The organism is Escherichia sp. MOD1-EC6162 (assembly GCF_002965125.1).
Classification (GTDB): domain Bacteria; phylum Pseudomonadota; class Gammaproteobacteria; order Enterobacterales; family Enterobacteriaceae; genus Escherichia; species Escherichia marmotae.
The window spans coordinates 1-24970 of sequence record NZ_PTSB01000037.1 but is presented as its reverse complement, the minus strand read 5'-3'; the positions used below and the strand labels follow the sequence as shown (position 1 = coordinate 24970).

General features: G+C 42.0%; 27 protein-coding genes and 1 pseudogene. 2 read left to right on the top strand and 26 right to left on the bottom strand.

What is annotated here, in order from left to right; genetic code table 11:
• The first annotated feature begins 1 nt into the window (after position 1).
• Complete coding sequence (locus tag A9587_RS21555) at positions 2–1327, top strand: HEPN domain-containing protein (protein WP_000201789.1); 1326 nt, start codon at positions 2–4, stop codon at positions 1325–1327.
• Between the two features lie 175 nt (positions 1328–1502).
• On the opposite strand, the gene A9587_RS21550 is transcribed toward A9587_RS21555, so the two are convergent.
• The 26 genes and pseudogenes from A9587_RS21550 to ddp1 all read right to left on the bottom strand — a co-directional run bounded on the left by A9587_RS21550 (position 1503) and on the right by ddp1 (position 23888).
• Positions 1503–1766 (bottom strand): hypothetical protein, encoded by a 264-nt coding sequence (locus A9587_RS21550; protein WP_000072657.1) that lies wholly within the window; start codon positions 1764–1766, stop codon positions 1503–1505.
• A 50-nt stretch (positions 1767–1816) separates the two neighbouring features.
• Positions 1817–2278: an H-NS family histone-like protein gene (locus tag A9587_RS21545; protein WP_105263904.1), complete on the bottom strand. Its 462-nt coding sequence runs from the start codon at positions 2276–2278 to the stop codon at positions 1817–1819.
• 15 nt (positions 2279–2293) lie between these two features.
• Entirely contained in the window at positions 2294–2500 is a 207-nt protein-coding gene (hha, locus tag A9587_RS21540; RefSeq protein WP_016247727.1) for a hemolysin expression modulator Hha, read from the bottom strand.
• Entirely contained in the window at positions 2497–4650 is a 2154-nt protein-coding gene (locus A9587_RS21535) for a type IA DNA topoisomerase (protein ID WP_016247728.1), read from the bottom strand. The genes hha and A9587_RS21535 overlap by 4 nt, the downstream gene beginning before the upstream one ends.
• 4 nt (positions 4651–4654) lie before the next feature.
• Positions 4655–5230 carry a hypothetical protein gene (locus A9587_RS21530; RefSeq protein ID WP_016247729.1) on the bottom strand — a complete coding sequence of 192 codons (576 nt, stop codon included), beginning with the start codon at positions 5228–5230 and terminating at the stop codon, positions 4655–4657.
• Positions 5231–5233: 3 nt separating this feature from the next.
• Positions 5234–6430: pseudogene (locus tag A9587_RS21525) on the bottom strand (AAA family ATPase); the annotation flags it as partial.
• Positions 6431–6486: 56 nt separating this feature from the next.
• Positions 6487–6744, bottom strand: coding sequence for a hypothetical protein (locus A9587_RS21520; protein ID WP_000726017.1), 258 nt, complete (start codon positions 6742–6744; stop codon positions 6487–6489).
• Positions 6745–6874: 130 nt separating this feature from the next.
• Positions 6875–7102 carry a hypothetical protein gene (locus A9587_RS21515; RefSeq protein ID WP_021523570.1) on the bottom strand — a complete coding sequence of 76 codons (228 nt, stop codon included), beginning with the start codon at positions 7100–7102 and terminating at the stop codon, positions 6875–6877.
• 32 nt (positions 7103–7134) lie between these two features.
• Positions 7135–8460, bottom strand: a complete 1326-nt coding sequence (locus A9587_RS21510) for a YadA-like family protein (protein WP_062865523.1) — start codon at positions 8458–8460, stop codon at positions 7135–7137.
• Between the two features lie 100 nt (positions 8461–8560).
• Complete coding sequence (locus tag A9587_RS21505; RefSeq protein ID WP_000820907.1) at positions 8561–8863, bottom strand: TrbM/KikA/MpfK family conjugal transfer protein; 303 nt, start codon at positions 8861–8863, stop codon at positions 8561–8563.
• Complete coding sequence (locus tag A9587_RS21500; RefSeq protein WP_016247735.1) at positions 8860–9273, bottom strand: cag pathogenicity island Cag12 family protein; 414 nt, start codon at positions 9271–9273, stop codon at positions 8860–8862. The genes A9587_RS21505 and A9587_RS21500 overlap by 4 nt, the downstream gene beginning before the upstream one ends.
• Positions 9270–11105: a type IV secretory system conjugative DNA transfer family protein gene (locus A9587_RS21495; RefSeq protein ID WP_000053816.1), complete on the bottom strand. Its 1836-nt coding sequence runs from the start codon at positions 11103–11105 to the stop codon at positions 9270–9272. Before A9587_RS21495 ends, A9587_RS21500 begins: the two co-directional genes overlap by 4 nt.
• Positions 11106–11107: 2 nt before the next feature.
• Positions 11108–12139 (bottom strand): P-type DNA transfer ATPase VirB11, encoded by a 1032-nt coding sequence (gene virB11, locus A9587_RS21490; RefSeq protein WP_001058474.1) that lies wholly within the window; start codon positions 12137–12139, stop codon positions 11108–11110.
• A gap of 1 nt (position 12140) precedes the next feature.
• Entirely contained in the window at positions 12141–13346 is a 1206-nt protein-coding gene (gene virB10, locus A9587_RS21485) for a VirB10/TraB/TrbI family type IV secretion system protein (RefSeq protein WP_016247736.1), read from the bottom strand.
• Entirely contained in the window at positions 13343–14272 is a 930-nt protein-coding gene (locus A9587_RS21480) for a TrbG/VirB9 family P-type conjugative transfer protein (protein ID WP_000783372.1), read from the bottom strand. Before A9587_RS21480 ends, virB10 begins: the two co-directional genes overlap by 4 nt.
• A gap of 4 nt (positions 14273–14276) precedes the next feature.
• Positions 14277–14990, bottom strand: coding sequence for a type IV secretion system protein (locus A9587_RS21475; RefSeq protein ID WP_016247737.1), 714 nt, complete (start codon positions 14988–14990; stop codon positions 14277–14279).
• A 245-nt stretch (positions 14991–15235) separates the two neighbouring features.
• Entirely contained in the window at positions 15236–16366 is a 1131-nt protein-coding gene (locus A9587_RS21470; protein ID WP_015058232.1) for a type IV secretion system protein, read from the bottom strand.
• 8 nt (positions 16367–16374) lie between these two features.
• Positions 16375–16662 carry an EexN family lipoprotein gene (locus A9587_RS21465; protein ID WP_015058233.1) on the bottom strand — a complete coding sequence of 96 codons (288 nt, stop codon included), beginning with the start codon at positions 16660–16662 and terminating at the stop codon, positions 16375–16377.
• Positions 16663–17421 carry a type IV secretion system protein gene (locus tag A9587_RS21460; RefSeq protein WP_000744200.1) on the bottom strand — a complete coding sequence of 253 codons (759 nt, stop codon included), beginning with the start codon at positions 17419–17421 and terminating at the stop codon, positions 16663–16665.
• Positions 17422–17431: 10 nt separating this feature from the next.
• A complete protein-coding gene (locus tag A9587_RS21455) occupies positions 17432–20185 on the bottom strand; it encodes a VirB3 family type IV secretion system protein (protein WP_016247738.1) in 2754 nt (917 codons plus the stop codon).
• 21 nt (positions 20186–20206) lie between these two features.
• The gene (locus A9587_RS21450; protein ID WP_016247739.1) at positions 20207–20503 is read right to left on the bottom strand and encodes a TrbC/VirB2 family protein; all 297 of its coding nucleotides are present in this window, start codon (positions 20501–20503) and stop codon (positions 20207–20209) included.
• Positions 20481–21128 carry a lytic transglycosylase domain-containing protein gene (locus tag A9587_RS21445; RefSeq protein ID WP_016247740.1) on the bottom strand — a complete coding sequence of 216 codons (648 nt, stop codon included), beginning with the start codon at positions 21126–21128 and terminating at the stop codon, positions 20481–20483. The genes A9587_RS21450 and A9587_RS21445 overlap by 23 nt, the downstream gene beginning before the upstream one ends.
• A 32-nt stretch (positions 21129–21160) precedes the next feature.
• Complete coding sequence (locus A9587_RS21440) at positions 21161–21373, bottom strand: hypothetical protein (RefSeq protein ID WP_000125172.1); 213 nt, start codon at positions 21371–21373, stop codon at positions 21161–21163.
• Positions 21303–21821, bottom strand: a complete 519-nt coding sequence (locus A9587_RS21435) for a transcription termination/antitermination NusG family protein (protein WP_001446885.1) — start codon at positions 21819–21821, stop codon at positions 21303–21305. The genes A9587_RS21440 and A9587_RS21435 overlap by 71 nt, the downstream gene beginning before the upstream one ends.
• Before the next feature lie 352 nt (positions 21822–22173).
• On the bottom strand, positions 22174–23340 hold the full coding sequence (gene mobP1, locus A9587_RS21430) for a MobP1 family relaxase (RefSeq protein WP_016247741.1): 1167 nt from the start codon (positions 23338–23340) through the stop codon (positions 22174–22176).
• 2 nt (positions 23341–23342) lie between these two features.
• Positions 23343–23888: a DNA distortion polypeptide 1 gene (gene ddp1, locus A9587_RS21425; RefSeq protein ID WP_000757693.1), complete on the bottom strand. Its 546-nt coding sequence runs from the start codon at positions 23886–23888 to the stop codon at positions 23343–23345.
• Between the two features lie 618 nt (positions 23889–24506).
• On the opposite strand from ddp1, the gene A9587_RS21415 reads away from it, so the two are divergent.
• Positions 24507–24970 (top strand): transposase zinc-binding domain-containing protein (locus A9587_RS21415; protein ID WP_172955461.1); only part of this gene is annotated, 464 nt, incomplete at its 3' end.

Sequence of the window (24970 nt, the reverse complement as noted above, 5' to 3'; positions counted from 1 at the left end):
CATGGCAACAAAAAAATACGAACTAACAAAAGAATACTTTTTTCATGGTGAATTTTGGCACCAACTTGATGATAACAAAGGAAGATTTTCTGCGCGAATTGAATATTCACCGTACCATGGTCTGATTCTAGATTATTGTATTTCTGACAGTGAAAGCCCCAGAACATGTGAAATATTATATGGAGTCTTAAATACTGGAGAAAGATGTACTCTAATTGGGAAATTTGATTTCACACAAGGGAATATTCATTTTGGTAAAGGGATTATCCATACTGGAAGGCATGGATTTCCCATAATGCTATTCAATGATTTTTATGCCCCCGACTCAAAGATAGAATATTGTGATTTATCCTTGCACGGATTGCAAGAATTTATCCACCCTCACGGTTTTTTCACTCAATTGAAACATTTAGAACATCCAATATTTATCGCAAAAGGAAACCATTGGACTCTTCAACTTGTCAACCATGTATCTTTTAGCGTAATTGGTGATGATCTATTAAACATAATAAATTGCCAAAACAAAGCCGCACTGGAGAACATAATTCATCAACTAAAAAAGACAAAAGAGTTATACCCTGATGCTTTTTTCTCCATTAGAAAAGAACTTGTTTTCTACTTTAGGATAAAATCATCTAATGATTTAGGAATAAAAGACCATATATCAAAGTGCTGGGATATTTCCGGGTTATTTTCAATTCTTCTGAACAAACCGACTCTTCCTGAAGAAATAAACATAAAGTTCAAGGGAAATGGTTCGAAGACACCATGTCTCTTAACAACGGGGTTTGAACAAAGAACTATTGACCTAGCGCTGAGGGAAATAAAACATCAACTCCTTCCAATAAACAGGAAGCATATTAATCTTGGAAAGATATTCTGCAAATGGTTCAAAATAGCAGAAAGATATATGCCATTGACAATAACATATCAGTATGAAACCGGTTTTCGAACACTGCATCAAGCTCATACTGATATTATATTGTTTGCGACTCAATTAGAAGCAATAAACAAAACAATAGGTGGCTCAAAAAACGAAAAATACATGAAACCCATTAATGAATATGCAAGTTTGTTTCTTATTCAAGAGATAGAGATGTTTTTTAAGAAATTCAACAATAAATCTATTGGTGAAAATATTGCCACACTCAGAAATGAATTAGCACATGTTGACCGCAAAAAGGAGTTAATGAACATATTGACGATTGGTGATTATGTTAAAATTGGAAACTACCTAAAAACAATTGTAACATCTTATCTGCTATCAGATTTAGGAATCAATAACATTATTATTGAAAAATATCAGGCTCAGACAATTCAAGAGTAATAAAACATTATACAATTACAATTGTCATTTAAATATAATAAGACGAGAAACGAGCAACGGAAAAGTAAAATCAATATCAATTTACCTCAATTTGTGCATTGAAGCCATTATCAACTCCAGTGCAACTAAACATGCTAATAAAGCCTCTAGAACAGAGGCTTTATATGAATATAGTTTAGCGTCTCTTCGCCCACTCTTTTTCATCATCGGTGAGTTGTTCTTTATGCAAATAATCACCAGGGACAGGGGGAGGAGTAACCAGTTTAGGACGCCCATTATCATCACGAACCGTCACCAGACCAACTACCTCACCATTTTCTTTAAGCGCCCATGCAGCCAGTTGGTATACTGTTGACTTTCCTGCCACACCGGAGACATTATCGTGACGGAAATACCAGTCTGTCGCAGGGATAATTTGTTTGTAGGATGTATTACTCATGGATTTTCTTCCTTAACAAAATGATGATATAAAACTATATCCTTGCCATATTACTGCTCATCTGTTACTCCGTTCAAACTCTTATTGATACGAAAATCTTCCAGAGAACGCCCGGTTTTCAACGCTTCATCAATCGGTTTTGGCGCACGTCCACGACCAGACCAGTATTTAGTTTCACCATTTTCTTCAAACTGATACTTGGGAGGCGCTTTGGGTAACGTTTTTTTACGTGTTTTTGGCGCATCTTCGGTAATGCCAAGCAGTTCTTCCGGTGAGAAACCCTCTCCGGCGATTAACTGAAGCAGTTCCTGACGTTTCCGTTCACGCTCTGCTCGTTCAGCCGCTTCACGTTCAGCATCTTCACGACGTTCTTCAATAACAACGTTGAGCTTTTCCTGCATTTCGAGCAACTGCTCAAAATCAATCTCACGGGCAAACACACGCAATGAACGAATATTCATCATAGTCCGGCTGATAATGCCGTATTCATCTTCTTTAGTCAGTTCGCTCATAATTAATCCTCTTGTTTAGTGGACGTACTTCCAGACGCCGGAAGGAACCTTATCATACAGTTTATTCATCACCAGTTCTGCACGGCGATGATCTGCGGCAGAATAAAATGCCTCGGATTCTGATAAAGGCAGTTTGTAACGGTTAATCTCAATAACTTTTTCAAGAGTCTCTCTTGATGTACATTTTCGTAACTGAAAAAGCCATTCCTGCTTTGTTTTCACTTCTTAGCCCTTACCGGAAACCCCAGCTTCCCTGTTTTCTTATCCTCAAGAACAAGAACTGTATCATACGTTCCACCGTTTTTCTTTTTAAATCCCTTAATCAAATCGGTTTTCCCTGATTTAACCAGTTTTTCTGCCTGCGCCTGGGTGATTTTCTTACCAGAAAACTCACTCCAGATTTTAAATTCACATCCGGTACAGAAATAACCTTTTGGTCTGATAACAATATGTTTACCACAGGAAGGGCAGGGAGAGTCCAGGCGTTGAAACTGCCCTGCTGGCGCAGCGGGTTCAATCTTCATCTTGCCCAAGTCAACATCAGAAATCATGCCTGTCAGTTCACCGTACAGCTCATTAATAAACTGTTCAACCGTCAGGTCGCCATTTTCAATGGCAGACTGTTTTTCAGACCATAATGCTGTCATATCAGGATTAACCGCTATACCTGGCAGGGCATCAATAAGCGCATATCCGGTATCAGTCGGAATAAGTTTCCCTTTTTCCAGCGTGATATAGTTTCTCTTCTTCAGCGTTTCCAGAATGGCTGCACGGGTAGCTGGCGTACCAATACCGCCATGTTCATCTTTTTTGTCTTTATCCTTATCTTTCAGTAATTTTTTAATCGTTGGATCAGTGACAAAATCCGCGACACGAACAAGCGCAGCAAGCAAGGAGGCTTCGGTGAATAACGGCAGCGGTGTTGTTTTCTTCTCATTAACAACAACTTCTTTTGTCGTCAGTGTTTCTCCTGTGCGAATTTTACAGAGCAGTTCAAAAGCGGAATCATCATTATCTTCTGATTCACCTTCGTCTGTGATTTCCGCGCCAAGAAACGCCTCAAATCCGCTGTCAGTTGTTTTTCTGGCACGGGCATAGAACGACTCATCACCACACTGAATGGCAACCGATACTTCCTGGTATGCTTTTTCAGGCATGAACTGAACAAGATAGTGTTGTGCGATCGCCAGGTAAACATTGCGCTCGTCGGTGCTGAGTGCGTTAACATCAGGCACACTGGAGGTCGGGATTATCGCAGTATGCGCAGTCACCTTTGCACTGTTAAACGCTTTGCTTTTACGTGAAGAATCAATATCCAGCGACTGAGGAAAGACTGATTTCAGGGCATCGATAACCTGCGGCGCTTCACTGAATTGTTCATCAGAAAGATATGAGCAATCTGAGCGGTTATAAGTAATTGCTTTATATTTTTCACGTAGTTGTTGCGTAATATCCAGCGTTTTTTGTGCCGTCATTTTAAACTTCTTGTTCATGTATTGCTGGAGTCTGACCAGGTTAAACGGCAACGGCGCAGCCGTTTTTTTATCATCAGTTGCTGCTGCTTCAACTGTAGCCGGTTTTCCTGCAAGGGATGCTGCCGTTCCGTCTGCCCACGCCTTATCAAGTAATTTACGGTCGGTCAGCGGAGCAAATTCACCTGGTTTCCAGTTCGCCCTGAGAACATCAGCACCACGCTGAAAAACTCCGGTCATGGTGTAGTAAAAACTGGATTTATGGTTCTGGTTAGCACGGGTACGATTCACAATCAGGCCAAGAACGGGTGTCTGGACGCGCCCGACAGACAGAACGCCCTGATATCCTCTGGCTTTTGCAGGAATGGTGTAAGCACGCGTCATGGAGAATCCATAGACGGCATCGGCAACTGAACGCGCCAGCGCCTTAAGGTAAAGCCCTTTGAAATCACGATTATCTTTAAGATTTGCCAGTGCCTTTTTCACTGCCGGAAGCGTGTTGTCGTTTATCAGAACGCGCTTCACGGGTTTTGTGTTTCCTGCATATTCCAGGACTTCATCAACAAGTAGCTGTCCCTCATCATCAGGATCGCCAGCGTGAACAATTTCAGTCACGTCTCCACGTCTGATAAGTTCGAGAATCGTTTTAACCTGTTTTGCTGCACTTTCAACAGGCTGATACTTCACGGGATAAAGACGTAAAGGAAGCGTTTCAACCTTCCAGGCTTTGTATTCAGGATTATAGTTTTCCGGCGGTTGTGATTCGATAATATGACCAAAACAGTTCGTCACAATGGCGTTATCACTTTCAAACCAGCCATCATGGCGGGTAAAATTGCCACCAAGTGCCTTAACAATATCATTTGCTACTGCGGGTTTTTCTGCGATAAAAAGTCTCATTTTGTTATCCTTTACATTGAATTAATCTTTTTGCACAACGGATAGCACGTTCTTCTGATATTACCTGTTGCCAGTTATCTTCACTTACTGGATGTCTGAATCTGCGTTCACAGTCATTAAAAGCAAAAATCCCCTCACGGTTAAGTATATTCGTTGCGATATCCTGGTCTTTAATTCTCAAAAAGGCTGTTACGGCAAAACCAGAATACGAAGCAATTTTTGAAATGATGCATTCATCAGCTTTTATTAACGCTGCAAAAGGAACTATCTTCTGATGACCACACGAAATTAAAGGGAGGGTGTGAATATCATAATAAGCTATTGAATGACAATCCATACGGGTATCATCAATAGCTGCCAGCCAGAATCCTGTCTGGTCTTTTATTTTTCTGCTAATATCAGAATCTGATACACCAGGGTTTAATAAATATCCACCATAACAGACATGGAAGGGGTGTGCAGATTCATCAATATCAGGAAGTTCTTTTACCGGATTTTCTTTCCAGTCTTTCAGAACACCAAATTCAAGAGCATCCAGCAAAAACTTTCGTTCAAATCCATCAAACAATGCATATTGCATGTGTTAATCCTCCAGGTAACTTAAATAGTCAGGTTGCGCCCCGTTCTTTTTATAAAGCTCTTCCCTTTCCTCTATATCTTCATCTGCTTCCTGCACGCTCAGATCAAGGGTTCCTTTCAAAAAGGCACGAGCATTTTTTATTACATCCACTGATAATTCATTTTTGGTTCCGCGAATCATTCCGATTGCGATATTAATAATTTCCTTGATTTCAGCCGGAGTCGTTCTGTCCAGCACTGCGCCAAGCTCTTTAAGGTCAATTTCTACATCTTCTGGTAAGTACATTTTGGCGCAAGCGGCAGCGGCTTTGGTTCTGAAAGCACCTACAGAGATTATCCTGTCAATTCGACCTGGACGTTTTCTAATACGTGGGTCGATACGTTTTGGATAGTTTGTAGAAAAGATCACATATGTTCCTGCGACATTTCGCGGTGTATCAGCTCCATCAAGAAAACTTAACGTTCCGGCATCAGCCCGATAAAGTTCATCAACCTCTTCAGCTATAATAATGACGGGTATTTTCTTCTGAGCAGCGGCGTAGCAAACATCTTTAAAGTAATCATCGGCATAAACAAAAACATACTTATCCTGATACTTTGCCCCCAAAGCTTTTGCGATAGTTGTCTTGCCTGTTCCTGGGGGGCCAGTAAAGAGCACTTTACGCATACCTGACTGACCATACCGGGTATAGAAATCAATATCAGAAAAGAATTGATTAAAGTCGTTTTCCAGCTCGTCAAATTTTGGATGAACTGAGAAACGCATAGCATTTTCAATTTCCTCCTTTCTTGCCTTACCGTGATAATAAACACCATCATAGTACCCAAGTTTCCAGATACCTTTACGTGGTAATGAGCGGTTTAATTTAGCGCGTCCTGCCTCGCAAAGATTGTGGAGCATTGACATACTTTTAGTAGTCCCAACGGCGTACTCCATCCTGACTTTAGAGTTAAGAATGAAGCGAATAATATGAACAACTTCATTTTGACCAAGATGAATCCTGTATGCACCAGAACCATCTTTGAACATAAGTTTTTTAATTCTCCCGGCTTTAGCCATAACAGGGCTACTTCCCGTATGAACAACGGTTGAAGCAACAGGTTCGATATCCAGATTCGAATAAATTTTACGATTCTTTCTGTTTATAAAAATCTCTGCCACTTTAGGATAGTAATCACAATCCTTTACGATAGTTCCAAAACCGCAAATCCCGGATTAAAATCCGGAATCTGCGGCGTTTGCCTTTATATTTCTGTTCAGAATAACTCTGGATAAATTTTAACCTCATTGATTTCTTCAACTGAAATACGCTCTGGCATAGTCCTCGAACAATACTTTGTGAGAGGAGTTTCTTTGCAGTTACCTGCTTTACCGGGCGCAATCGTTGCCTCGTAGTTATGAATGATGGCGTTCATAGTCTTATCATCCAATGCATGAGCAGGATTACCAGCTATAAAGCCAGAGTGCCCTGCTTTTATTGCATTAAGAAAATCAATCTTTTCTTTTTTTTTCATATCATCTACCCCTTAATCTTACCGAACTTACTCATAATTATTGTCCTGCAAATAAAATTCCCACACAGACTGATAGTAGCACTTTGCAAACTCCAGATTAGATCTGGAGCCTGCAAGAATGACATTAAGATTACTTACAGCCTTCTGACCAGCCAATACGGTTCATGGCTGGAGAACAATCAGATTTAACTAACTTACCTTTCATCCATTCAGCTTGTTTTTTCCCCGCATCGGTATTCTCATAGCTTTGTCTTTCGATATTACTTACACCTGTTTTCTGACTGTTAGCCGAGTTCTGTTTTGCAAAAGCAGAAAAGGTCGTCAGTGACAGAATCATTGCATAAACTAATGGTTTCATTTTTATCTCCTTTCACGTATGTAGATAGTTTATTACCAGCCACCCGCAAAACCTGCGCCAAGAACAGTGTTATGAGATGAATCCCATGAAACGTTAAGGCGCACGTTTGTATTTAATGACGTTTTATATTGAATGCCTGCTGCAATCGCATTTCCATTCTGATAATTACCAACACCAATACCATATGAGAAACTATTTTCAGCAACATACGGGATTGATGATATTGCTGTTACACCTGCAATACCGGCATTAAGGCGTTTTTCCGCACGTTCAATTTTACTGTTTAATTGTTCGAACCGCTGATTTGACTGATTGCTTAACTGACTGAATCGGTTATCTGTATAGTTATTCGCATTTTGTTCAGCTTTATCGGCTGCATTTTGAGCATACTGTATGCTTTGCTCATATTTTTCATTGGTATAACTGATACCTTGTTGATATTTCTTATCCGTATAGTTGTTTGATGTGCTGATTGCCTCATTTTTTGCATTGTTGATATTGGTATTCAGCTCTGTTTTCGTGTCACTGATTTTATTGTCAGTGTAGCTATTTGATGAACTGATCGCGTCGTTCTTCGCCTTGTCAATACTGGCATTCAGCTCCGTCTTCGTGTCACTGATTTTATTGTCAGTGTAGCTATTTGATGAGCTGATCGCGTCGTTCTTTGCCTTGTCGATACTGGTGTTCAGCTCCGTTTTCGTATCACTGATTTTATTGTCAGTGTAACTGTTGGATGAACTGATCGCGTCATTCTTCGCCTTATCAATATTGGCATTCAGTTCTGTCTTCGTGTCACTGATTTTGCTGTCGGTGTAGTTGTTCGACGAATTGATCGCGTCATTTTTCGCACTATCAATATTCGTATTGAGTTCATTTTTGGCATCAGTAATTTTATTGTCTGTATAGTTGTTTGCGTTCTTTTCTGCCGCTTCAGCTTTTTCTGCCGCATCCTGGATTGCCTGGTTAGCTGTCGATTGAGCATTTTGAGCAACCGTATTGGCAGAGTTCGCTGTGTTTTGCGCGGTATTCGCCGTATTCAGTGCGTTCTGTGCCGCTGAATTGGCCTCATTTGCTGTTGTCTGCGCTTTATTCGCGGCCGTTTGCGCGTTTTGTGCAGTAGACGCAGCAGTATTCGCGACAGACTGCGCATTTTGAGCTGTAGAAGCAGCACCATTTGCAACATTTTGTGCATTCTGTGAGTTTGACAGCGCACTATTGGCTATGCCTTTTACCCCATCGACACAATCCGAAATATTAAGAGTTTCCTTATTACCTGTAAGGTAATACTCACAATCTGCATATGCACTACCAGCAGATAAGCACAATAAAACAGCTATAATAGATTTGGTTACTTTCATTTCTAACCTCAGTGATTGTAACTAATCATCACATTCCGTTGGCGCGGTATGTGATACTTGCAGTCCCCTGATACCCGTTGGCGCGGGTATCAGGTTTTAATCAGCCTCTGACGCGACCAAACTTACTCATGATCAGTGAGATTGCAGCCGGGTCTGCCGTTGAACACTGATTTAAAAAATTCTTACGGAGATCAAATGTTTTACCCCAGCGGATTTTCCCCTTTTTCTTTTCAACATTTTTAAAAAAATCCTTTTCTGCACTGCTGCACTCACTCCCTCCACTACTACCGACAGCTTTACCATAAAGACAAAAAACGGATTTACAGGGATCAGCGGCATACGTTGGCGCTATAAAACAGGACACAGTAAAAATTACGATTAGACCTTTGCATATCCTTTTCATAGTAACCTCTGAATATTTATTCTTGACAGATAAATTTCAACATAGTCATTATTCAACCATCTTTTTAGTGGCTGATATTCAATAACACCTGTTGCACCATTTTTTCTTAGCCAGTCTTTCGCTGACCAGTAACTATCAAAAGAAGATGTCCTTACAACTATTTTTTCAGAGTGGGCAACGGCATAAAAAACAGAATCATCGTAAAGACGGTTTTCTGGTTTAAAATCAGGCAACACCTTACTCCATGAGGAAGTTATATTATCTGATTTAATAACACCGGATGTTGGTGTCCAGTTCATTATTTGTGTATTCATAACTTCAGGCCTTTTTTCCCATTCAACCTGTGGCGGTTCAGGTGGAGAGGAACAGGCTGTGAGGACAAGAATACTGATCATAAGTATTTTTTTCATAGCAAAACCTCAGACTCCAGCTCTCCTACGGAGAGCATTTTTTCTTTTGACGGATATTTAAGCCCTTTCACACCAAATATTTTTTTCGTCTTATTTAGTTTCATCGTCAATGATGCCAGTTTAGGACTGACCTTCATTAACCTGTCCATAAAATACGGATCAAGGTAATAAAGTGCCTTTTCTGCTTTAACAGGGTTCTCCCCCTTCAGGATGATAAACTCTTCTTTAAAGTCCAGCGTTCCCAGTTCCTGTGGAAGCACCAGTGCTCTTCGGGCTTCACTTTCTGATTCGCCCTGTGAAGTTGATCGTCCCCGGTTCTTGCTTGTGCTCTTTGATGTAGTGGTAATATACCCAAGTTTTTCTGATATCTTCGCGGCATCATCCTCTTCGCTGACAGCATAGATAATACGGCAGGGATGAGCACTCATCAGTGTTTTGGCTCCCTCAATACCATAGATTTCATTTAGCTGACTGATATTCTGATAAATTGTCAGCAGTTTAAGTTTGAAACCTGCAATATACCCTGATCCCTTTTTAATAATTGGCATATAACCAATCGAAGGGAACTCATCAAGAAACATCAGGCAGTCATGTTTCAGGGTGGGATCAAAATCAGGATTTTCACGCAATGTCACTTCAACAACGAAGTTGAAAAACAGGTTCAGAAAATCGTAAGCCAGTGATATATCTTCCGCATTAACACCGACATAAACAGTGATATCTTCCCGTCGCAACTGACGGAGATCGAAATCATTACCATCAGTACATTTACGAACGGTTGGGAGATAAAACAGGCTCATTTTCTTACGGAAAGAACCATCAATGCTTGAACGCTGTTCATCTTCCGTTTCGTGATATTCCCTGATTTTGGTCAGGGCATCGCGCAAATGATACAACGCGTTTTCATCAAGCCCGTTTGTTCCCTCCAGTTCTTCCCGCTTACTGAGTATCAGTTCCCGGTCAATATTGCTGTACAAGTCGACGACAGAACCGATTGAGAAAACGGGTTTAAGCCCGAACTCATTAAGCCAGGACGGCTCATAGTTAATAAAGAAATGAAGCAACTTAGCCAGTCCTGTCCAGTATTGACCCGCAAGATTATTAAAGTGCGCTTCTGCCCCTGTCATGCCATAAGACGGAAACAGAATTTCAATCAGTTTAAGCAGATCCTTAGCCCCACTCTCCGCTTTTAAATCAATATAGAAAAGGGGATTAAACTGGTGTGTTTTACTGTTGAAAGGGTCGAGCAGATAAACTTTATTACCCAGCAGTATTTCACGCACCTTACTGGTGATTTTCCACAATTCCTGTTTTGGATCTAACGCAATCAGAGAGTGTTTTCTGACCAGAAGATTAGGGATACCAATGGCGGCACCTTTACCTGCGCGGGTTCCTGCGCCAAGTGATACAAAATCTGGTGCGGTATACCACAGGTATTTACCTTTATATGCTCCGACGAGAATATCAGTATCGTTTTCTTTCTCCCATTTCAGAAGTTTCGATTTCCTTAAATCATTATCACTGGCAAACTTCGCGTCACCATAAAGAGCAACAGCCGTTTTATTCAGTTGCCAGATAATAAAAACAGGCACGATGAGAGACGAAACCATACCTGATAAAAGAGAGGGGATAGCGGTTAACCTGATATCTGTCCGTATATTACTCTCTGTTATTATTCGCCACAGGAGCATGGAATCAAAATTTTTCCATATATAAAGCGGCGTTTTTCCGTTCAGGAAGTAAACAGCAACAGAACCAGTATAATATGTCACGAGACACATAACCAGACCGATAAAAGCCCACTGGCCTTTATCTGGGAGTTTTAAAGACATAATCACTCCTTCAGTTTTCTGAAATAGTCATCAAAATGAAGTTGTTTGTAGTAAATACCGGAAGCGAAACGAAAATCTTCATCATCAAGGTATTTAATACTCATGATAATATCAATATTACTCAGTACACGTCTTAAAATGACATTGAATGGTAGATTCTGACATTCAGGATTCATATAACATCGCTGGACAATCCCAAGCACAGCATATTCAGGACTACTTTCGTGAACGGTGGTAATGTTTCCTGCATGGCCTGAACTCGATGCTTTCAGAAAATCCCATGCCTCAGCCCCCCTGATTTCTGTCATCAGAATCCTGTCCGGATTCATACGAAAACAGGAACGCAGAAGACTCGCTGAGGTAATAACCTTACTCTCACCCTCTGCCGGATAGTAAAGTTTTACATGGTTTTTATGGAATCTGAATTTTGCCTCATCAGTATCTTCAATAGAAATACACCGCAGATGATGCGGTATATATTCCAGACAGGCATTTGCAAAGGTAGTTTTACCTGAACCCGTCCCACCACAGAAAACTATCGTTTTCCCCTGACGCAGTGATTCAGGTATAACCCGATCAAAATATCCGGAAGTGATTAAAGCAGAAATATTATCTTCCATAACCGAGTCACCACTTAAACCACTGACGCGTGAATAAAATCCCTGTTTTATAAATTTGTCATGACTGATAAAAATACCTGACGGCTTACGGATTGTTATAGAAACAGTATCTTTTTCAGTTGCCGGTGGGATCACAACCTGAACACGTTCTCCACCCGGAAGCGTGGCAGAACGCAGGGGATATTCAGGAGTCACAGAACCGCCGTCATGAAAATCGGCCAGTGTGGATGCAAAAGAAAGACAATCACTGTAACTCATCTTTTGTTCATACCATTGCCATTTTCCCCTGACCTTTATAAATATTTCTCCTGGTCGGTTAACAGCAATTTCCGTGACACCCTCAATCTCATTCAGCCAGTGATAAAAATAATCGTTGACCACATCATAAATCAGATGTCTGTTTTCGTTATTCACATTAACCCCCTTTCATTTTCAGTTTATAAATGCCTGAAAAATCCAGATCCTGACCGACAATCAGAGTAATAATTTCGCCCTGATTTTTATAAAGCGTTGGCGGAATATTCACACTATTAGAAAATGCTTCGCGTGCTATATCAGCAAAAGCCTGGCGACTGTTTGCCGTATAGTCGGTCTGGCTGTCCCTGTTGTTCTGTGCAATACCACTGGCGGCCTGACTTAAATCCGGTATCATCCCGACCATCATTGCACCAAGAAAACGTTCACTGAAATGAGTGTCAATCCAGCCAGAAGCACCGGCTTCGCCTAACGCGCCAGCCGCCTGTGAGTCAACCAGGGGAATATCAATAAAAGGCTTACTGCGAGTACGTAGCTTGTAAGCCATAACAAACACACGCCCTTGTCCATGATTTAAAGACCCGGCCTTATACATCAGTTTTGCGGCGGTTCCTCTTTCGATAAGTTTTACATTACCGCTGGCGCTGTATATATCGCTGTTGACCGTACATTCCAGTTTCCCCGCTAGGTCAGAAACAAAACGCCTGTCCAGTGAACAGGGAATTGATGTCCCTTCCGGGATAAACAAATTTGGGTCATATGGAAGTTTCGTTATTTTCGCCAGTGGCGCAGATTCTGTAGTCTGTGCGGTTGCTTTTGCTTCATCCTTTTTATCGCTTTCTGGCTCACTGGCCGCAGTATGTGAAACTGACGTTCCCGCTGAACTACTGCTGTTTCCTGCCTGGCTGCCATCAAGAGAAACGTCAAGTGCACGGCTGAAACTCTGCTGTTTATTTTCCGGCGGTTCAGTCTTTTCAGAAGAAATGACTTTTTCTTCCTCTGGTTTCTCTGTTTTTTTCTGTGCGGTATTAAAAGGATCGATATCTTCGCTCAGTCCGGTCTGACGTTTAGCCGTTCCGGTTGCAAGCGGCTGACTTGCGGGTTTCTCATCCCCTGACGACACAGAACGGATAATGGACGGGATATAATAAACAGAAACACCGGCAGCAAGCAGAAGAAAACCCACGACGAGGATAATCATCCCTTTACGTGACTTTTTAAGTTTTTCAATACCAAGCTGCAATGCTGGCTTGCCAGGCTCTTCTTCCGGAGTCTTCCCGGCCTGTTCCAGTTCTTTCTGTCTGCGTTCCCGTAGCTGCTGTTCAATTTCGGTTGCAGTCGGGATTTTATTTTCCTGTTCAGTCACTGGATCACCTCTTTCTTAACATCCGGGGATACCGTATCTCCGGCTGGTAAACGTACTTTTCCGAAGCCCTGGTTCTCAATCCCCACCACCTGCTCACCAAGACGTAAAACAAAACGCTTATCAACCGGTACGCCAACAGCCGTAAAACTCCCGCTCTGTTTAATCACAGGATTGGTAAGAGTCTCCTGCATACCGTTCATCACAAAGACGCTGGGAATTTTCTTTAACGGACTGAAGCCGAACCAGGTATAACGGCCATCGTCATATGCATAATCAGGGCTGATATCCTGGCTGCCTTCAGCAACCCGCTTCCAGTACTGCCAGTTACGGGGCGATTTCGCATTTTCCAGGGAACGGTTGATTGCCTGCTCCTCCTGGCGTCTGGCAAGAGCCTCTGTGCGTTTCTTCTCAATTTCGGCCTGTTCCTTCCGGCGTTCCTGCGGATACTGGTAATTCACCACAAACGCAATTTTCTCCGGCTGCCGGAACGTCCGGGCGTTCAGCTCCATGCTGTAATTACGTTTCGTGGTACGAACAAACAAATTCGTTCGCCAGCGTTCAAGCTCATTTTCCGGGTCAAGAGCAACACTGACGGATTCAGAAGAGGTATTACCGTTTTCATCCATATTATTTTTCTGAACAGTCTGTTTAACAGGACGAACTTCCAAGTATACCAGGTTATCTTCTTTATTAACCGCCCATCCCTGCGGAAAACCAGTTCTGGCACTGATAACTGTTTCATCTTCATCAAATACCAGTGTGGTGGTGTATCCAACGGCACTGTTAATTATGGTGGTATTATTGGGGTTATAACTGACTATCTGATTGCGTGGGTCAAAGCGACTGCCTGAAGGAAGAACAGCAGCATGACAGACGTGCGCCGCCATCAGAAGCGCCATAATTAACGCTCCTTTATTCATTTTCATATTATTAACCTCTGGCTTCTTTATCGCGAACGTAGCTTGTTACAACGAACTTAAGAGGATTGTTATTACGTTCCCCCGACACCATTTCAACCTGCGGTTCGATACGATAAGTCAGGCGAACATTCCAGAACTCCTGGCGGGTTTGTCCGGTAGCAACATCCCTGATGGTCAGACGAAAACGAATATACGCACCGATATCTTTATCATCTGCCCGTGACGAAGGTGAAATTATGACAGATGGATTATCCTGAACCATTGCCGTTTTTTCTGCTTTGTTATAAACAAGTTTTGGTGCCTGTTCACTGTTAAATAATGCGTTATAATCTGTCGCGACATTCTCCGCGCTGTAAGCCATTACATAATCATAATCATGCTGGAGACTAAAAAAATTATAACCTTCACGATGTTTTATATACTGGGTGATAAAATATCTGGCAATGGCTTCGTTTTCAGAAAGATTTTCTTTTTTAACGGAAGTCAGACGTTCAGCCACACCTGTAACCTTATCGATAAGGTAGGCATCAACAACTGTTGTTTTCAGTGGTAATGCTGCATTTAATGCAAGTAAAGACAGCCCACCAATTAACATGCCTCCGATACCACCAATTTTATAGATCCGATTCATTCTCTCCTGTAGTGCAATGTTTTTTTCTTCAAACGAAACTGATGAGTCAGTAACGTCTTTTTTATTTTTAAATCCGGGAAGTTTAAATTCCATTTTGCATTACCTCAGCAGAATTAACAGGTTCGCTTTTCCCGGAAACGGGCGGTAGTTTATGTGACGCCTGACAACCAGCGAGACAAAGCGTCACGAAGGCCACAATAAGTAGTTTCATAATATGAACACCTGTATAACATATTAATATTTACGGAAGACTCAGTGTGAACAGAAAAGATAATAGAGCGTGCCAAACCCGACAATGACAATTATGAAAAGAACATTAAAAAGGCGCTCATATTAAATTACCCACCATACATTTTCTTTGCTCTCTCAATAGCTGCCTGACGAAGCTTTTTGGCACCAAGATTAACGCCCTGTCCGGCCAGGTTAGCTGTCTTACCCGTTATTCCCGGAGACTGACCAAACCCGCCTTCCTGACCACGCAGACCTTTCCATGCACCAATACCGGCATTTCTGCCCATACCAAGTGCGCCACGCGCCATACGGGATGCACCGAAAACGCCAGCACCAATCCCCATAGCGGCTGCGCCCTGCATGGCACCTTCAACACCCACACCTGCAATCTGTGAAGCATAACTTTTCGCCTGCCAGATAACAAAGCCCATAAACAAGCCCGAAGCCAAGGCTGTAGCCCCAGCCTGAAGTAAGTCCTGTTTATCTGACGCAATAGTTACACTCAGAATTACATTTAGTTGCCATGTACCAGCCCGTAACGCTAGTGCTCCAAAGAGAAATATTAATAACGAACTGAAGTTAAGCTGCAACCAGCTATTAAACATTTGTCTGAGGAAGCCAAAAGCGATACATAAAACAAATATAGGGGCTGTAACAGATAACAACAGGAGCGTAATTTCAGCAGAAAAAAACACTATTGAGCATAATAATAATGCAACTATTCCACCGAAATATACAAATAAAGAGGATAAACCACCGGCAATTGGAACAGTAGATGTATCTTTATCCCAAATAACCTTTGCAACTTGAATTACTTTTGTCCAAAGTTGATCTATCCACAACCAAGGATCACCTCCTGCAAGACTTTCTCTTAGTCCATCGATTGCATTTGTTGCAGATATCAGCATACCTCCAGAGTTTTTTACGAAGAGCAATATCACATAAAACTTACATACATTCCAGATAAAATCAGGAACAGGCGATTGTTGTTTGCGAACTAAAACAGTAAACGCATACCACAGCACATATATAGAAACACCATATTTACCCAATTCATAAGCAATAGATGAATATTCATTTAATTTCCCAGCAACAGTTTTATTTAGTATATCAAAGATAACCTGATGAGTTGTTTGGAAAAAATCAGATTCAAATCCAGGTACGCCTCCTGCCGGAGCAGGAGACGTTACATTACCGGAAAAATCTGACCCAGCAGGAATTCCAGTAACCAGCCCCATATTTTACCTCATTTTTTATTATCTTCTTTAAAAAATTCACTTTGTTCTTTCTCCATCTTTTTAAATGCATCTTTAAAAGATGGGGGAGTTGCGTGTAACTGTTGATAACGAAAGTTGGCCTCTTTCACATTTCGGCAATTCTGGCTATCACTTCCTGTTTTCTTACATTCGATTTCTTTTTTTAAAGATTCATCATGGTGCTCCTTCCACCAATCAACCGATTTTGTTTCTTCAAAACATCCAGAAAGGCTAAAAACAGATATAATGACAAGGGCAGCAGTAGCGATACTTTTCATTTAATCATCCTCATATGATTTCATTGCCATATAAGCTTTTCTGTAAGAAGGTGGCACGGCTTCACGTTGCTGTTTTCTGAAAGCTGCCTGAGCCATCTTCTCTTTATATTCTGCAAGATCTCGCTGCTTATCGCGATACATTTGATACTGAAATTTGAGCTTCTCGAACTTCAGTTGTTCAAGTGCAACAGCGTTTGTTGCATCCTGCGTGGCCTTCGTATCCTTCGCATTTTTGACTTGATCAATAAGGTCTTTCATCGTCTGGTTGTCCTGACGAAGCTTGCTCTCCAGCTTGTTACCGTATTCCACGCTTGCCAGTTGAGAAAGGAACGTCGCTTCACATCCCCGTACCAGGTCGCCGGAATATCCCAGGTTCTGGCAGGTATCCGTTACTTTGTAATCCGACAATAACGATTTGGCCTGTTCCGATAACGCCCCTTCAGGATTTTTAATGTAATCGTCAATAAAAGCATTCCCCTGATCATAAATCTGCATCAGTTCCTGACTCACTGACTGTGCGGACTGCACCAGTCCCTGCACATCACGGATACCCGTTTTTGACAGCAGCTCCTGTTTGTACGCATTTATCTGATTTTCGTAATGTTTTACCGTTTCCGCCCATTGCTTAAGGCGTTCTGTCCATCGTCCGGCTTCAATCGCCCATTCAGGGTTGGCGTCGATGGCAACAGGTATCCCTGCCTGAGCGCCGGAAATAACAATCAGTGAAGCGACGAATGCCGCCATAATTTGCTTTTTCATTGGTGATTCCTCAAATCAGGTTCGCCTGTTCCAGATAGGTATCAAGCCACTCTTCCGGCTTCATTCCTTCTTTCCAGATTTCATCGAACAGTTCTAACTGGGGTTTTGATGCACTGAGAACCGGTAAGTAATACGCTGCTTTTCCCAGCTCCAGTCTGGCAAAAGCAGCAAAATCATCACTTTCACCTTTCCTCTGTGGGTTCTTAACAACCAGGAACTGGCGGGACAGCGGATCAATAGCTTTAATTTTGTCAAAATAAAGCTCCCTGACCTGCAAACCATCAACATATTCACTACGTTTGGCTTTCGGGTTTGCCAGATAGATATGAGTGGCGCATTGCTCACGAACCGCTGCCGCAATGGGTGATTTAATCAGTTCATCCGGTGACTGTGTGGCTACGACAAGCACCATATCGAGTTTGCGTCCGGTTTTCAGTTTGTTGTAAACAAAGTCCCTGAACGCTTCGTTATTGATCCATTGCCAGAACTCATCCATGTAGATAAGAAGCCTGCGACCATCGGCCAGCATGGTGACCCGATAGATGAGATAGAATGAAGCAGCACTGGCCAGCACCTTATTATCCAGGAACTCCGTTCCATCAATACCGAAAACATCCAGGTTATCGACATCAAACGTGTCTTCCCGATTGTCGAACACCCAGCCAAACTCTTCCCCCTGCGTCCACGGCTTAAGACGGGCTTTAAGTCCATGACGTTTGGTTTCAGTATCATCCGGCTCCTGGATAAGAGGCCGTAGTTTACTGATAGGATAAGAGCGATCTGACCGTTGCATAAGACGTTCAACCGCATCTGAAATCAGGCTGTTCTGGTAATCATCGAGCGGCTCACTGTTGAGAGTACAAAGCAGCCTCACCAGGTCCTTCATAAAAGCGATATTACGTTTTGTTGGCGGCAGTGCGGCGGGATTCCAGCCTGTCGGCTCTCCCTCCTTCACCCGGTAATAAGATCCCCCCATTGCCCGTATACCGACTTCACCTGCCCGGTCTTTATCGAAAAAAACCGTGGTCAGTTTTTTCAGTTTTCTGTTTGCAGGGAATGATTCCGGCGTACCGAACTGCTGGGCGGCAAATGCTTTTGTCATCAGTAATACGGTTTTACCCACGTTAGACGTACCGAGAATTTCGGTATGCCCCAGCGTCGGGTTCTTACCGAAGAAATTCTGATGTTCAGTCGTCATATGGTAATTCAGATGGTAGATATCATTACCTGACCCCCGAAGAGTAATCAGTTTTTCCCCCCAGGTATTTCCTTTTTCTTTTCCTGAAAAGAAATTATGAAAACTTTCCATTTCGGCAAAATTAAGACTACTGAGGGTACTCAGACGAGGGCGAAGCGTATAATTTCCTGGTAGCTGAGCAAAATAAGCAGCGCCAAGACTCAGTGTTGAATAAGTGACAATCAGCCCCAAATCTTCCAGAGTGGAAGTCACGATATTGGTGTCTTTCACCAGACGCTCCGGTGAATCCGCAAAGACAACCAGGGTCTGATGCGATTTCCCGAAAGAAATATATCCACTGGAAACCATATCCAGTCCGACTTTCAGGTCTGCCAGCAAAGATTTGGCAGCATCATCTGTCATTTCCAGCTTATCGATCTGATCATCCAGCGCCTTAATCGCTGACTGCTTATCCATCGCAGTAAAGGACGATGTCACGACATACTCAACGGGGAGATACATCAGAGCATCCAGAATACCGGCATCCGTCTCCTGAAAATAATCCTTAATCTCTATGCAACGAAAATACCGGGCATGGTCTGACGCGGTAATTTGTCCGGCATCATTACCAAAGAACAGGTCTTTTCCTCCCAGATATGTATAAAACGGACTACTGCTAACCCTGACCTTTTGCCATCGACCAGAAAGCAGATACTGGAACAGAGATAACTGATCTGAATAAACAACCCCATGATCTTCATAAAGCCCAAGACGTCGGGAATGAAAACGGGACAGATAGGTATTCAACCTGTCGCAAATTTCATTCATTTCATTAACAGGCTCTTTAAAGATATCTTTTTGTTTTTTACTGCGTGAAAAGAAATGTGTTACTTTATCTTCCGTAGTAAAAGGTTTAAAACAAATCGTCAGAAATAATTTATTCTCGAAAAATTCAGACTGAGGGAATGAATCGTAATAATCATTCATTACTCTGTTCACAAAAGGAATTTTACTGTTAAATACAGGTCTGACGTCCTTTTTACACCTGATACGATGAGGATAAAGCGTAACAGATTTCCCTTCAAAGCTACGTATAAGCGTATTAAGCTGATCTGTCAGAATTGACAAATCTTCAGAATCAACACACTCAAAGTAAGCACCGTCTATCTGCCAGGTTGCCAGCAAATCCCGGTTTTTTGTAACGATAATATTATCAGTGATATGTGAAGAGTACGGAATTAACTCTTCAACAGAAGACTGGTCTTTCAGCTTCATAAAGTTATCCACTTTTGAAATATCAACTTCGTTGTACTGGCTCCCCGCATAATGGACTGCGCTGAATCGTTTGTTTGATAAAGGATGTCCTTTGACAATGGCTCTGAGGTACAGGAGATCAAAAAATCTTTCATCTATTTGTGTAACACGTTTGATGGCATACCAACCAGGAAGGATTAAGGCATACATCAGATCATGAATCCAGACCCCAAGCAGAACGCAGATCAGACACATTCCAAGAAAGGGAAAGAGTGGTACACCCAATCCCCTGATTAAAGCGGGGCGTGTCAGCCCTTTAAAAAGAGTACTCATACTTACGCCCCCTGAATGAAATTATGGCAACCAGTCAGGCACGTAAGGAGCAATAATAAATATAATCATCCCAATAATAAGTGGGATAATCCATGCCATATGCTGTCTGGCAAATAACGCGATATAGGCAATACCAAGACACATAATTGTAATAGCTGGCTTACGTTGCGCAGTTAAGAAATCAATTATTTTCTGTAAAAAACCAGTTGTCTTCGTAGACACATCATCCGCAAAAGCAGGTTCTGCAACACAAAGCATCAACGCAGCCATAAATAGAGAAAGCGTTAAATAACGTTTATTCAGATTTAATTTCAACATCTTTTGTTTCCTTTTCATTTGATACAGTGCCACGCATGGCGTATTGAGGATATATAATGATTTCTTCAGGTGTGATAGTCGTCTTATTCTCCTTTTTAATCATTTCCTTTACAGAGGGAACAATAAAACTTTTTTTATTATCAGGAGGGCTAAATCCTATACGTTTTACATAACTTGTATTATTAAATTCAGGTTCTGGCTTTACTCCTGTTTCTGGATTGCCGGAATAATAGCAACTCAGCCCACGCACTAAGTCGCCACCTCGTTTATAACAGTCAACCAGTATTTTTTCTGATACCTTAAGATTTTCGCATGGATCAAACATTTTCTCTGCTGTTGTACCAAACTTTGCAAAATTGGTACTCGTTATTTGCATAAGTCCTACAGAGTAACGATGATTCCGTAATTCAATGTTTTTAACGATCTTAAGTGCTGCCTCCTTTGATTCAGGAAAGTAAGATACTACGCCTTTATCACCAGGTTTGCGTTTAACCTTTGGTATTATTTCCGCAATCGCATATGGGTTAAAACCTGATTCAACCCTGGCGACTTCGTGCGTTGTGTCAGGATGAACGCTGGCAGCGCATTGCATGGCAAGCGCAAGAAAAGTAGAAGTAGATAACATAAATATTCCACATTCAGAACACCGGGGCGCTATCACTCGTCAGGAATATCAGCCCCATGAATAAGCTCTTTCATCGCCTGAGATTTGTATTTTTTAATAAGATACTGAACAAAACCAGAATCAGAGATACGCCTCCCCCTCTTGAAACTTATTTCAATTGCAATTTTTTCAACTTCAACACGAACTTCTGTAGGAAGGTAGAGTACATTGCGTTGCGGTTTCCGCTTTCCTTTTATAGCTGTCATTTTTTAACCTGTCGTATTTTCTGTTACACACATAGTCGGCAAAGACTTGTCCACGCTTTGAAGCGTCTGCAAGGAGAAGTATTTTTGCCAGACAGGAGTTATTCATCAGGCTTAAATTCATCGAAAAAATCTTCTCCTGCTCTTTTACTTCATTTATGACACTCAGAGGAACTTCAGCAGGATATTCACCAAAACTGACCAGTCCATAAACATTTTTCATCCGGGTAAAGCAGGATGGATGTACAACCTCAAAATCCAGAAGAACGAATACATAACCGGGAAACATTGGCATGATTTGTCCCCTGTATGCACTACAGTCACGCCTCTTATAGAAAGTGCGTATAACTGGATTGTAGTAAGCGATACCGCTCCGGGATAACTGCAACAGAACCGACTGATGAAAATGCGGAGAACACTGAAGCAGGTAAAACTGTTTCTGTCCTTTCATACTCAATCCCCGATATACAGATGTGACAAAACACAAGCCAACCGTGGTTGCTTGTGAGAAATCACGCCCCTATGAAGAGAGACTTTTTACTATTGCGCGAAGTTTATACTACAAGTAGCTTATGCTAAGTTCAACACATAAAACAGATCTTTCGATCTTGATAAATCAATTTTACTTTTATTTATTCTACATAAACAACAAAACACAGAATATTCATCTTTTGCAGATCTGTTTTTTAGATCGATAGATCGAATGATAGCTAAAACGCAGAATTTCGATCTGTTTTTAAGGTGAAAAGATGAGCAAGCGAACTAAAATAAATATTTTTCTCGCATAATCAATACATTAAATCTTATAAGCCCCAAAATTTAATCCCTGTTTTCAGCTTCTGTTCTGACTGTAACGTGGATGCTTTCTGCTGCGTAAACTGCGCCATTCGCTGTTGTTGCTTCAGCAGCATATCAGGGCTGTTCAGTACCAGCTCTTTGCTGGCTGAAGGTGTTCTGTCTACGCCCTTAACCCCCAGATTTTCTAACTGCCACTCATTTCTGTGAACCGTTTTCCAGCCATGCTGAACACCATTTTTATCGAGCGCCGGGATTTTTACTTCTTTCTGACCAAGTTTCTTCAGTCTGACAAGATCACCTGCTTTAACGCTTTCCCGCGAACATAAGTCCCCAAAATCAGCCCCCCAGTATGTTTTCTCAACCCCCTTGTTAAGAGTCTTTAGCTTTATAAAATGTTGCTTAGACTTTGTTTTATCGTTCTGATAATGGTCATAGCCAATATCAACAACCTCATAAACACCTTTCTGTCTTTTTGGTGCTGTATTATGTGCATCTTTAACAGACTGATTAAGTCCATGCTGTTGCTTATGGGTCGCTTTAACGTCATAACCTTTTAACTTCAATTCTTCACAAAAACCTGTACGAATTTCCCGTAAATCTTTTTTCCTGATATCAGCGCGTTTACCGTCATTATCTCGGATACGAAAAACAACATGAACGTGAGGATGTTCTTTCTTATCACAGTGGTATCCAAGAACAAAACGGTGATTAGGATATTTTTTCTGCATCGTTTTCCTGACAGACTCCAGCAAATCTTCAGGCTTTACTTTCGCTGAAACTGGAGGCGAGAAGACAATATTCTGTGTGATTTTTTTATTTTCTTTACCTTTATCATTCATCACATGCTGAGGATCATTAGCACGATCTATCATATGCTCTTTAGCTTCCAGAATTTCGTCACCCGTCCATACCCGACCGCTTTCACTCATCACTGGTAGCTCTGACTCACGGCTCATATAATCAATACTGTTCCGAATCCCCTGACGAGTAATAGCACCTCCAGATATTTTGACAACAACCTCCTTACTGGCACCCTTGCGGTTGATACGTTCCTGAACATTGCGGCTATAGTTCTTTCCACCATTTTTGACTTTGTGAGCGAAAGCTGACTTACGACCATTTTCTGATGACTTTCGTTTAACACGATATTCTTTATCAACGTAAACGCCCATAATCACATCTCCACTTTATTTGAAACAGTTCTCCCTTTACATAACATAATGTAATTCTCAAACTGATTCTTAAGATTAAAAATTTCTGTTGTAAGACGCTCCGCATCCTGATAGAAACCATCTTTATCAAGAACCCTGGTCTGATCATTAACAATGATATAATGGAAATTACGACCGATCTTATCAATTGAATTACGGCAACGATTCATCATCAGCAGTTCCTGGTCAAAGAAATCCAGTTCATTTTCAAGTGTCGTCTGTATGCGGTAACGACATTCTCGTGATAACGTCCATCCGTGACGATTAGCAGCTCTTTCAATATCAGCCCTTTGTTTACCTGTTAAGTACATCGTTGTTTTGATAAAATCATTATTATCAAAAAACGTATTTATATCCTTACTGACAGCTTTACTTTTTAATAAAGCATTTGCTAAAAGTTTCATGCCTTTAGCTACTGTTAAAGCTGGTTCATCCGGATAAAGAGTTTTAAGGCAATCCAGCAAATCATCATGCTGATTTTCATCAATTCTGAATTGAACTTTTTTCATAAAATTCTCCAACAAGAACCGACTGTAGGTCACCGGGCAAATGTTGCGGAATGGCGTCAGAGACGTCATTTTGCGGCGTTTGCCCTATCCTGCATCGCATCGCAGTGAATCTGGCGCCGCTCATAAATTGTGCTTGAGCATCAACAAAAATGCAAAAAGGCTGATGTTGTCATGGCTCGAGTAGGCAGCCTGGCGGCTGCGGCTTGTCATGGCCTGTAATTACCGTTATAAAAACAGACAATATCATTGTCTTTCAGGTGGTTATATAGCCCGTTCAGCTAAACCTCGCAAACAAAAATCCAGCAGACAATCTTCCCGCTCAGCCCCCCCCTGTTGCGATGGCGGGTGGTCCCCTGCGCCGGAGGAACAGATAATGAAGCCGGGCTGTTTTTTCCCGACTTCGCCAGCGCTGCCGATTACTGTATGGAGAAAGATATTCCATACCTGTTTGAAGAAGATGCCACCGGCAATTATGAAACAACTGTATGGATAGTTGGTGAGCCCGACGGTAATGTCACCATGCTCCCCATGTCCTGGAAAAATTTTCTGTCCGTGTGCACGATACATCCCTTTATCTGTCCGCAGTGCGGCACCTCACATCCTCCCCCTGCGTAATTCATGCTTCCCCGTTTTGCCGATATTTTCCAGCAGGGAAACCGCTGGCTTAACTGGCTGGAGAAGCAGCCGGAAGATTCAGTGCGTCCGGTGGTGATTGAGTCAGTGACTAAAATCATGGCCTGCGGGACCACGCTGATGGGTTACACACAGTGGTGCTGTTCATCACCGGACTGTTGCCACACAAAAAAGGTCTGCTTCCGGTGTAAAAGCCGCTCCTGCCCGCACTGCGGAGTGAAGGCTGGCGCACAGTGGATACAGTATCTGCTGAGTCTGGTCCCCGATTGCCCGTGGCAGCATATTGTGTTCACACTTCCCTGCCAGTTCTGGTCCCTGGTGTTCCACAACCGGTGGTTACTGGCAGAGATGAGCCGTATTGCAGCGGATGTGATACTGGAAATCTGCCGCCAGGCGGATGTGGAACCGGGGGTATTCACGGTAATCCACACATGGGGCCGTGACCAGCA

Bases quoted from the DNA above. Each gene is read 5' to 3' on its own strand.
- A9587_RS21555 (WP_000201789.1), top strand. From the start codon at position 2: ATGGCAACAAAAAAATACGAACTAACAAAAGAATACTTTTTTCATGGT.
- A9587_RS21550 (WP_000072657.1), bottom strand. From the start codon at position 1,766: ATGAGTAATACATCCTACAAACAAATTATCCCTGCGACAGACTGGTAT.
- A9587_RS21545 (WP_105263904.1), bottom strand. From the start codon at position 2,278: ATGAGCGAACTGACTAAAGAAGATGAATACGGCATTATCAGCCGGACT.
- A9587_RS21535 (WP_016247728.1), bottom strand. From the start codon at position 4,650: ATGAGACTTTTTATCGCAGAAAAACCCGCAGTAGCAAATGATATTGTT.
- A9587_RS21530 (WP_016247729.1), bottom strand. From the start codon at position 5,230: ATGCAATATGCATTGTTTGATGGATTTGAACGAAAGTTTTTGCTGGAT.
- A9587_RS21520 (WP_000726017.1), bottom strand. From the start codon at position 6,744: ATGAAAAAAAAAGAAAAGATTGATTTTCTTAATGCAATAAAAGCAGGG.
- A9587_RS21515 (WP_021523570.1), bottom strand. From the start codon at position 7,102: ATGAAACCATTAGTTTATGCAATGATTCTGTCACTGACGACCTTTTCT.
- A9587_RS21510 (WP_062865523.1), bottom strand. From the start codon at position 8,460: ATGAAAGTAACCAAATCTATTATAGCTGTTTTATTGTGCTTATCTGCT.
- A9587_RS21505 (WP_000820907.1), bottom strand. From the start codon at position 8,863: ATGAAAAGGATATGCAAAGGTCTAATCGTAATTTTTACTGTGTCCTGT.
- A9587_RS21500 (WP_016247735.1), bottom strand. From the start codon at position 9,273: ATGAAAAAAATACTTATGATCAGTATTCTTGTCCTCACAGCCTGTTCC.
- A9587_RS21495 (WP_000053816.1), bottom strand. From the start codon at position 11,105: ATGTCTTTAAAACTCCCAGATAAAGGCCAGTGGGCTTTTATCGGTCTG.
- A9587_RS21480 (WP_000783372.1), bottom strand. From the start codon at position 14,272: ATGAAAATGAATAAAGGAGCGTTAATTATGGCGCTTCTGATGGCGGCG.
- A9587_RS21475 (WP_016247737.1), bottom strand. From the start codon at position 14,990: ATGGAATTTAAACTTCCCGGATTTAAAAATAAAAAAGACGTTACTGAC.
- A9587_RS21470 (WP_015058232.1), bottom strand. From the start codon at position 16,366: ATGGGGCTGGTTACTGGAATTCCTGCTGGGTCAGATTTTTCCGGTAAT.
- A9587_RS21465 (WP_015058233.1), bottom strand. From the start codon at position 16,662: ATGAAAAGTATCGCTACTGCTGCCCTTGTCATTATATCTGTTTTTAGC.
- A9587_RS21460 (WP_000744200.1), bottom strand. From the start codon at position 17,421: ATGAAAAAGCAAATTATGGCGGCATTCGTCGCTTCACTGATTGTTATT.
- A9587_RS21455 (WP_016247738.1), bottom strand. From the start codon at position 20,185: ATGAGTACTCTTTTTAAAGGGCTGACACGCCCCGCTTTAATCAGGGGA.
- A9587_RS21450 (WP_016247739.1), bottom strand. From the start codon at position 20,503: ATGTTGAAATTAAATCTGAATAAACGTTATTTAACGCTTTCTCTATTT.
- A9587_RS21445 (WP_016247740.1), bottom strand. From the start codon at position 21,128: ATGTTATCTACTTCTACTTTTCTTGCGCTTGCCATGCAATGCGCTGCC.
- A9587_RS21440 (WP_000125172.1), bottom strand. From the start codon at position 21,373: ATGACAGCTATAAAAGGAAAGCGGAAACCGCAACGCAATGTACTCTAC.
- A9587_RS21435 (WP_001446885.1), bottom strand. From the start codon at position 21,821: ATGAAAGGACAGAAACAGTTTTACCTGCTTCAGTGTTCTCCGCATTTT.
- mobP1 (WP_016247741.1), bottom strand. From the start codon at position 23,340: ATGGGCGTTTACGTTGATAAAGAATATCGTGTTAAACGAAAGTCATCA.
- ddp1 (WP_000757693.1), bottom strand. From the start codon at position 23,888: ATGAAAAAAGTTCAATTCAGAATTGATGAAAATCAGCATGATGATTTG.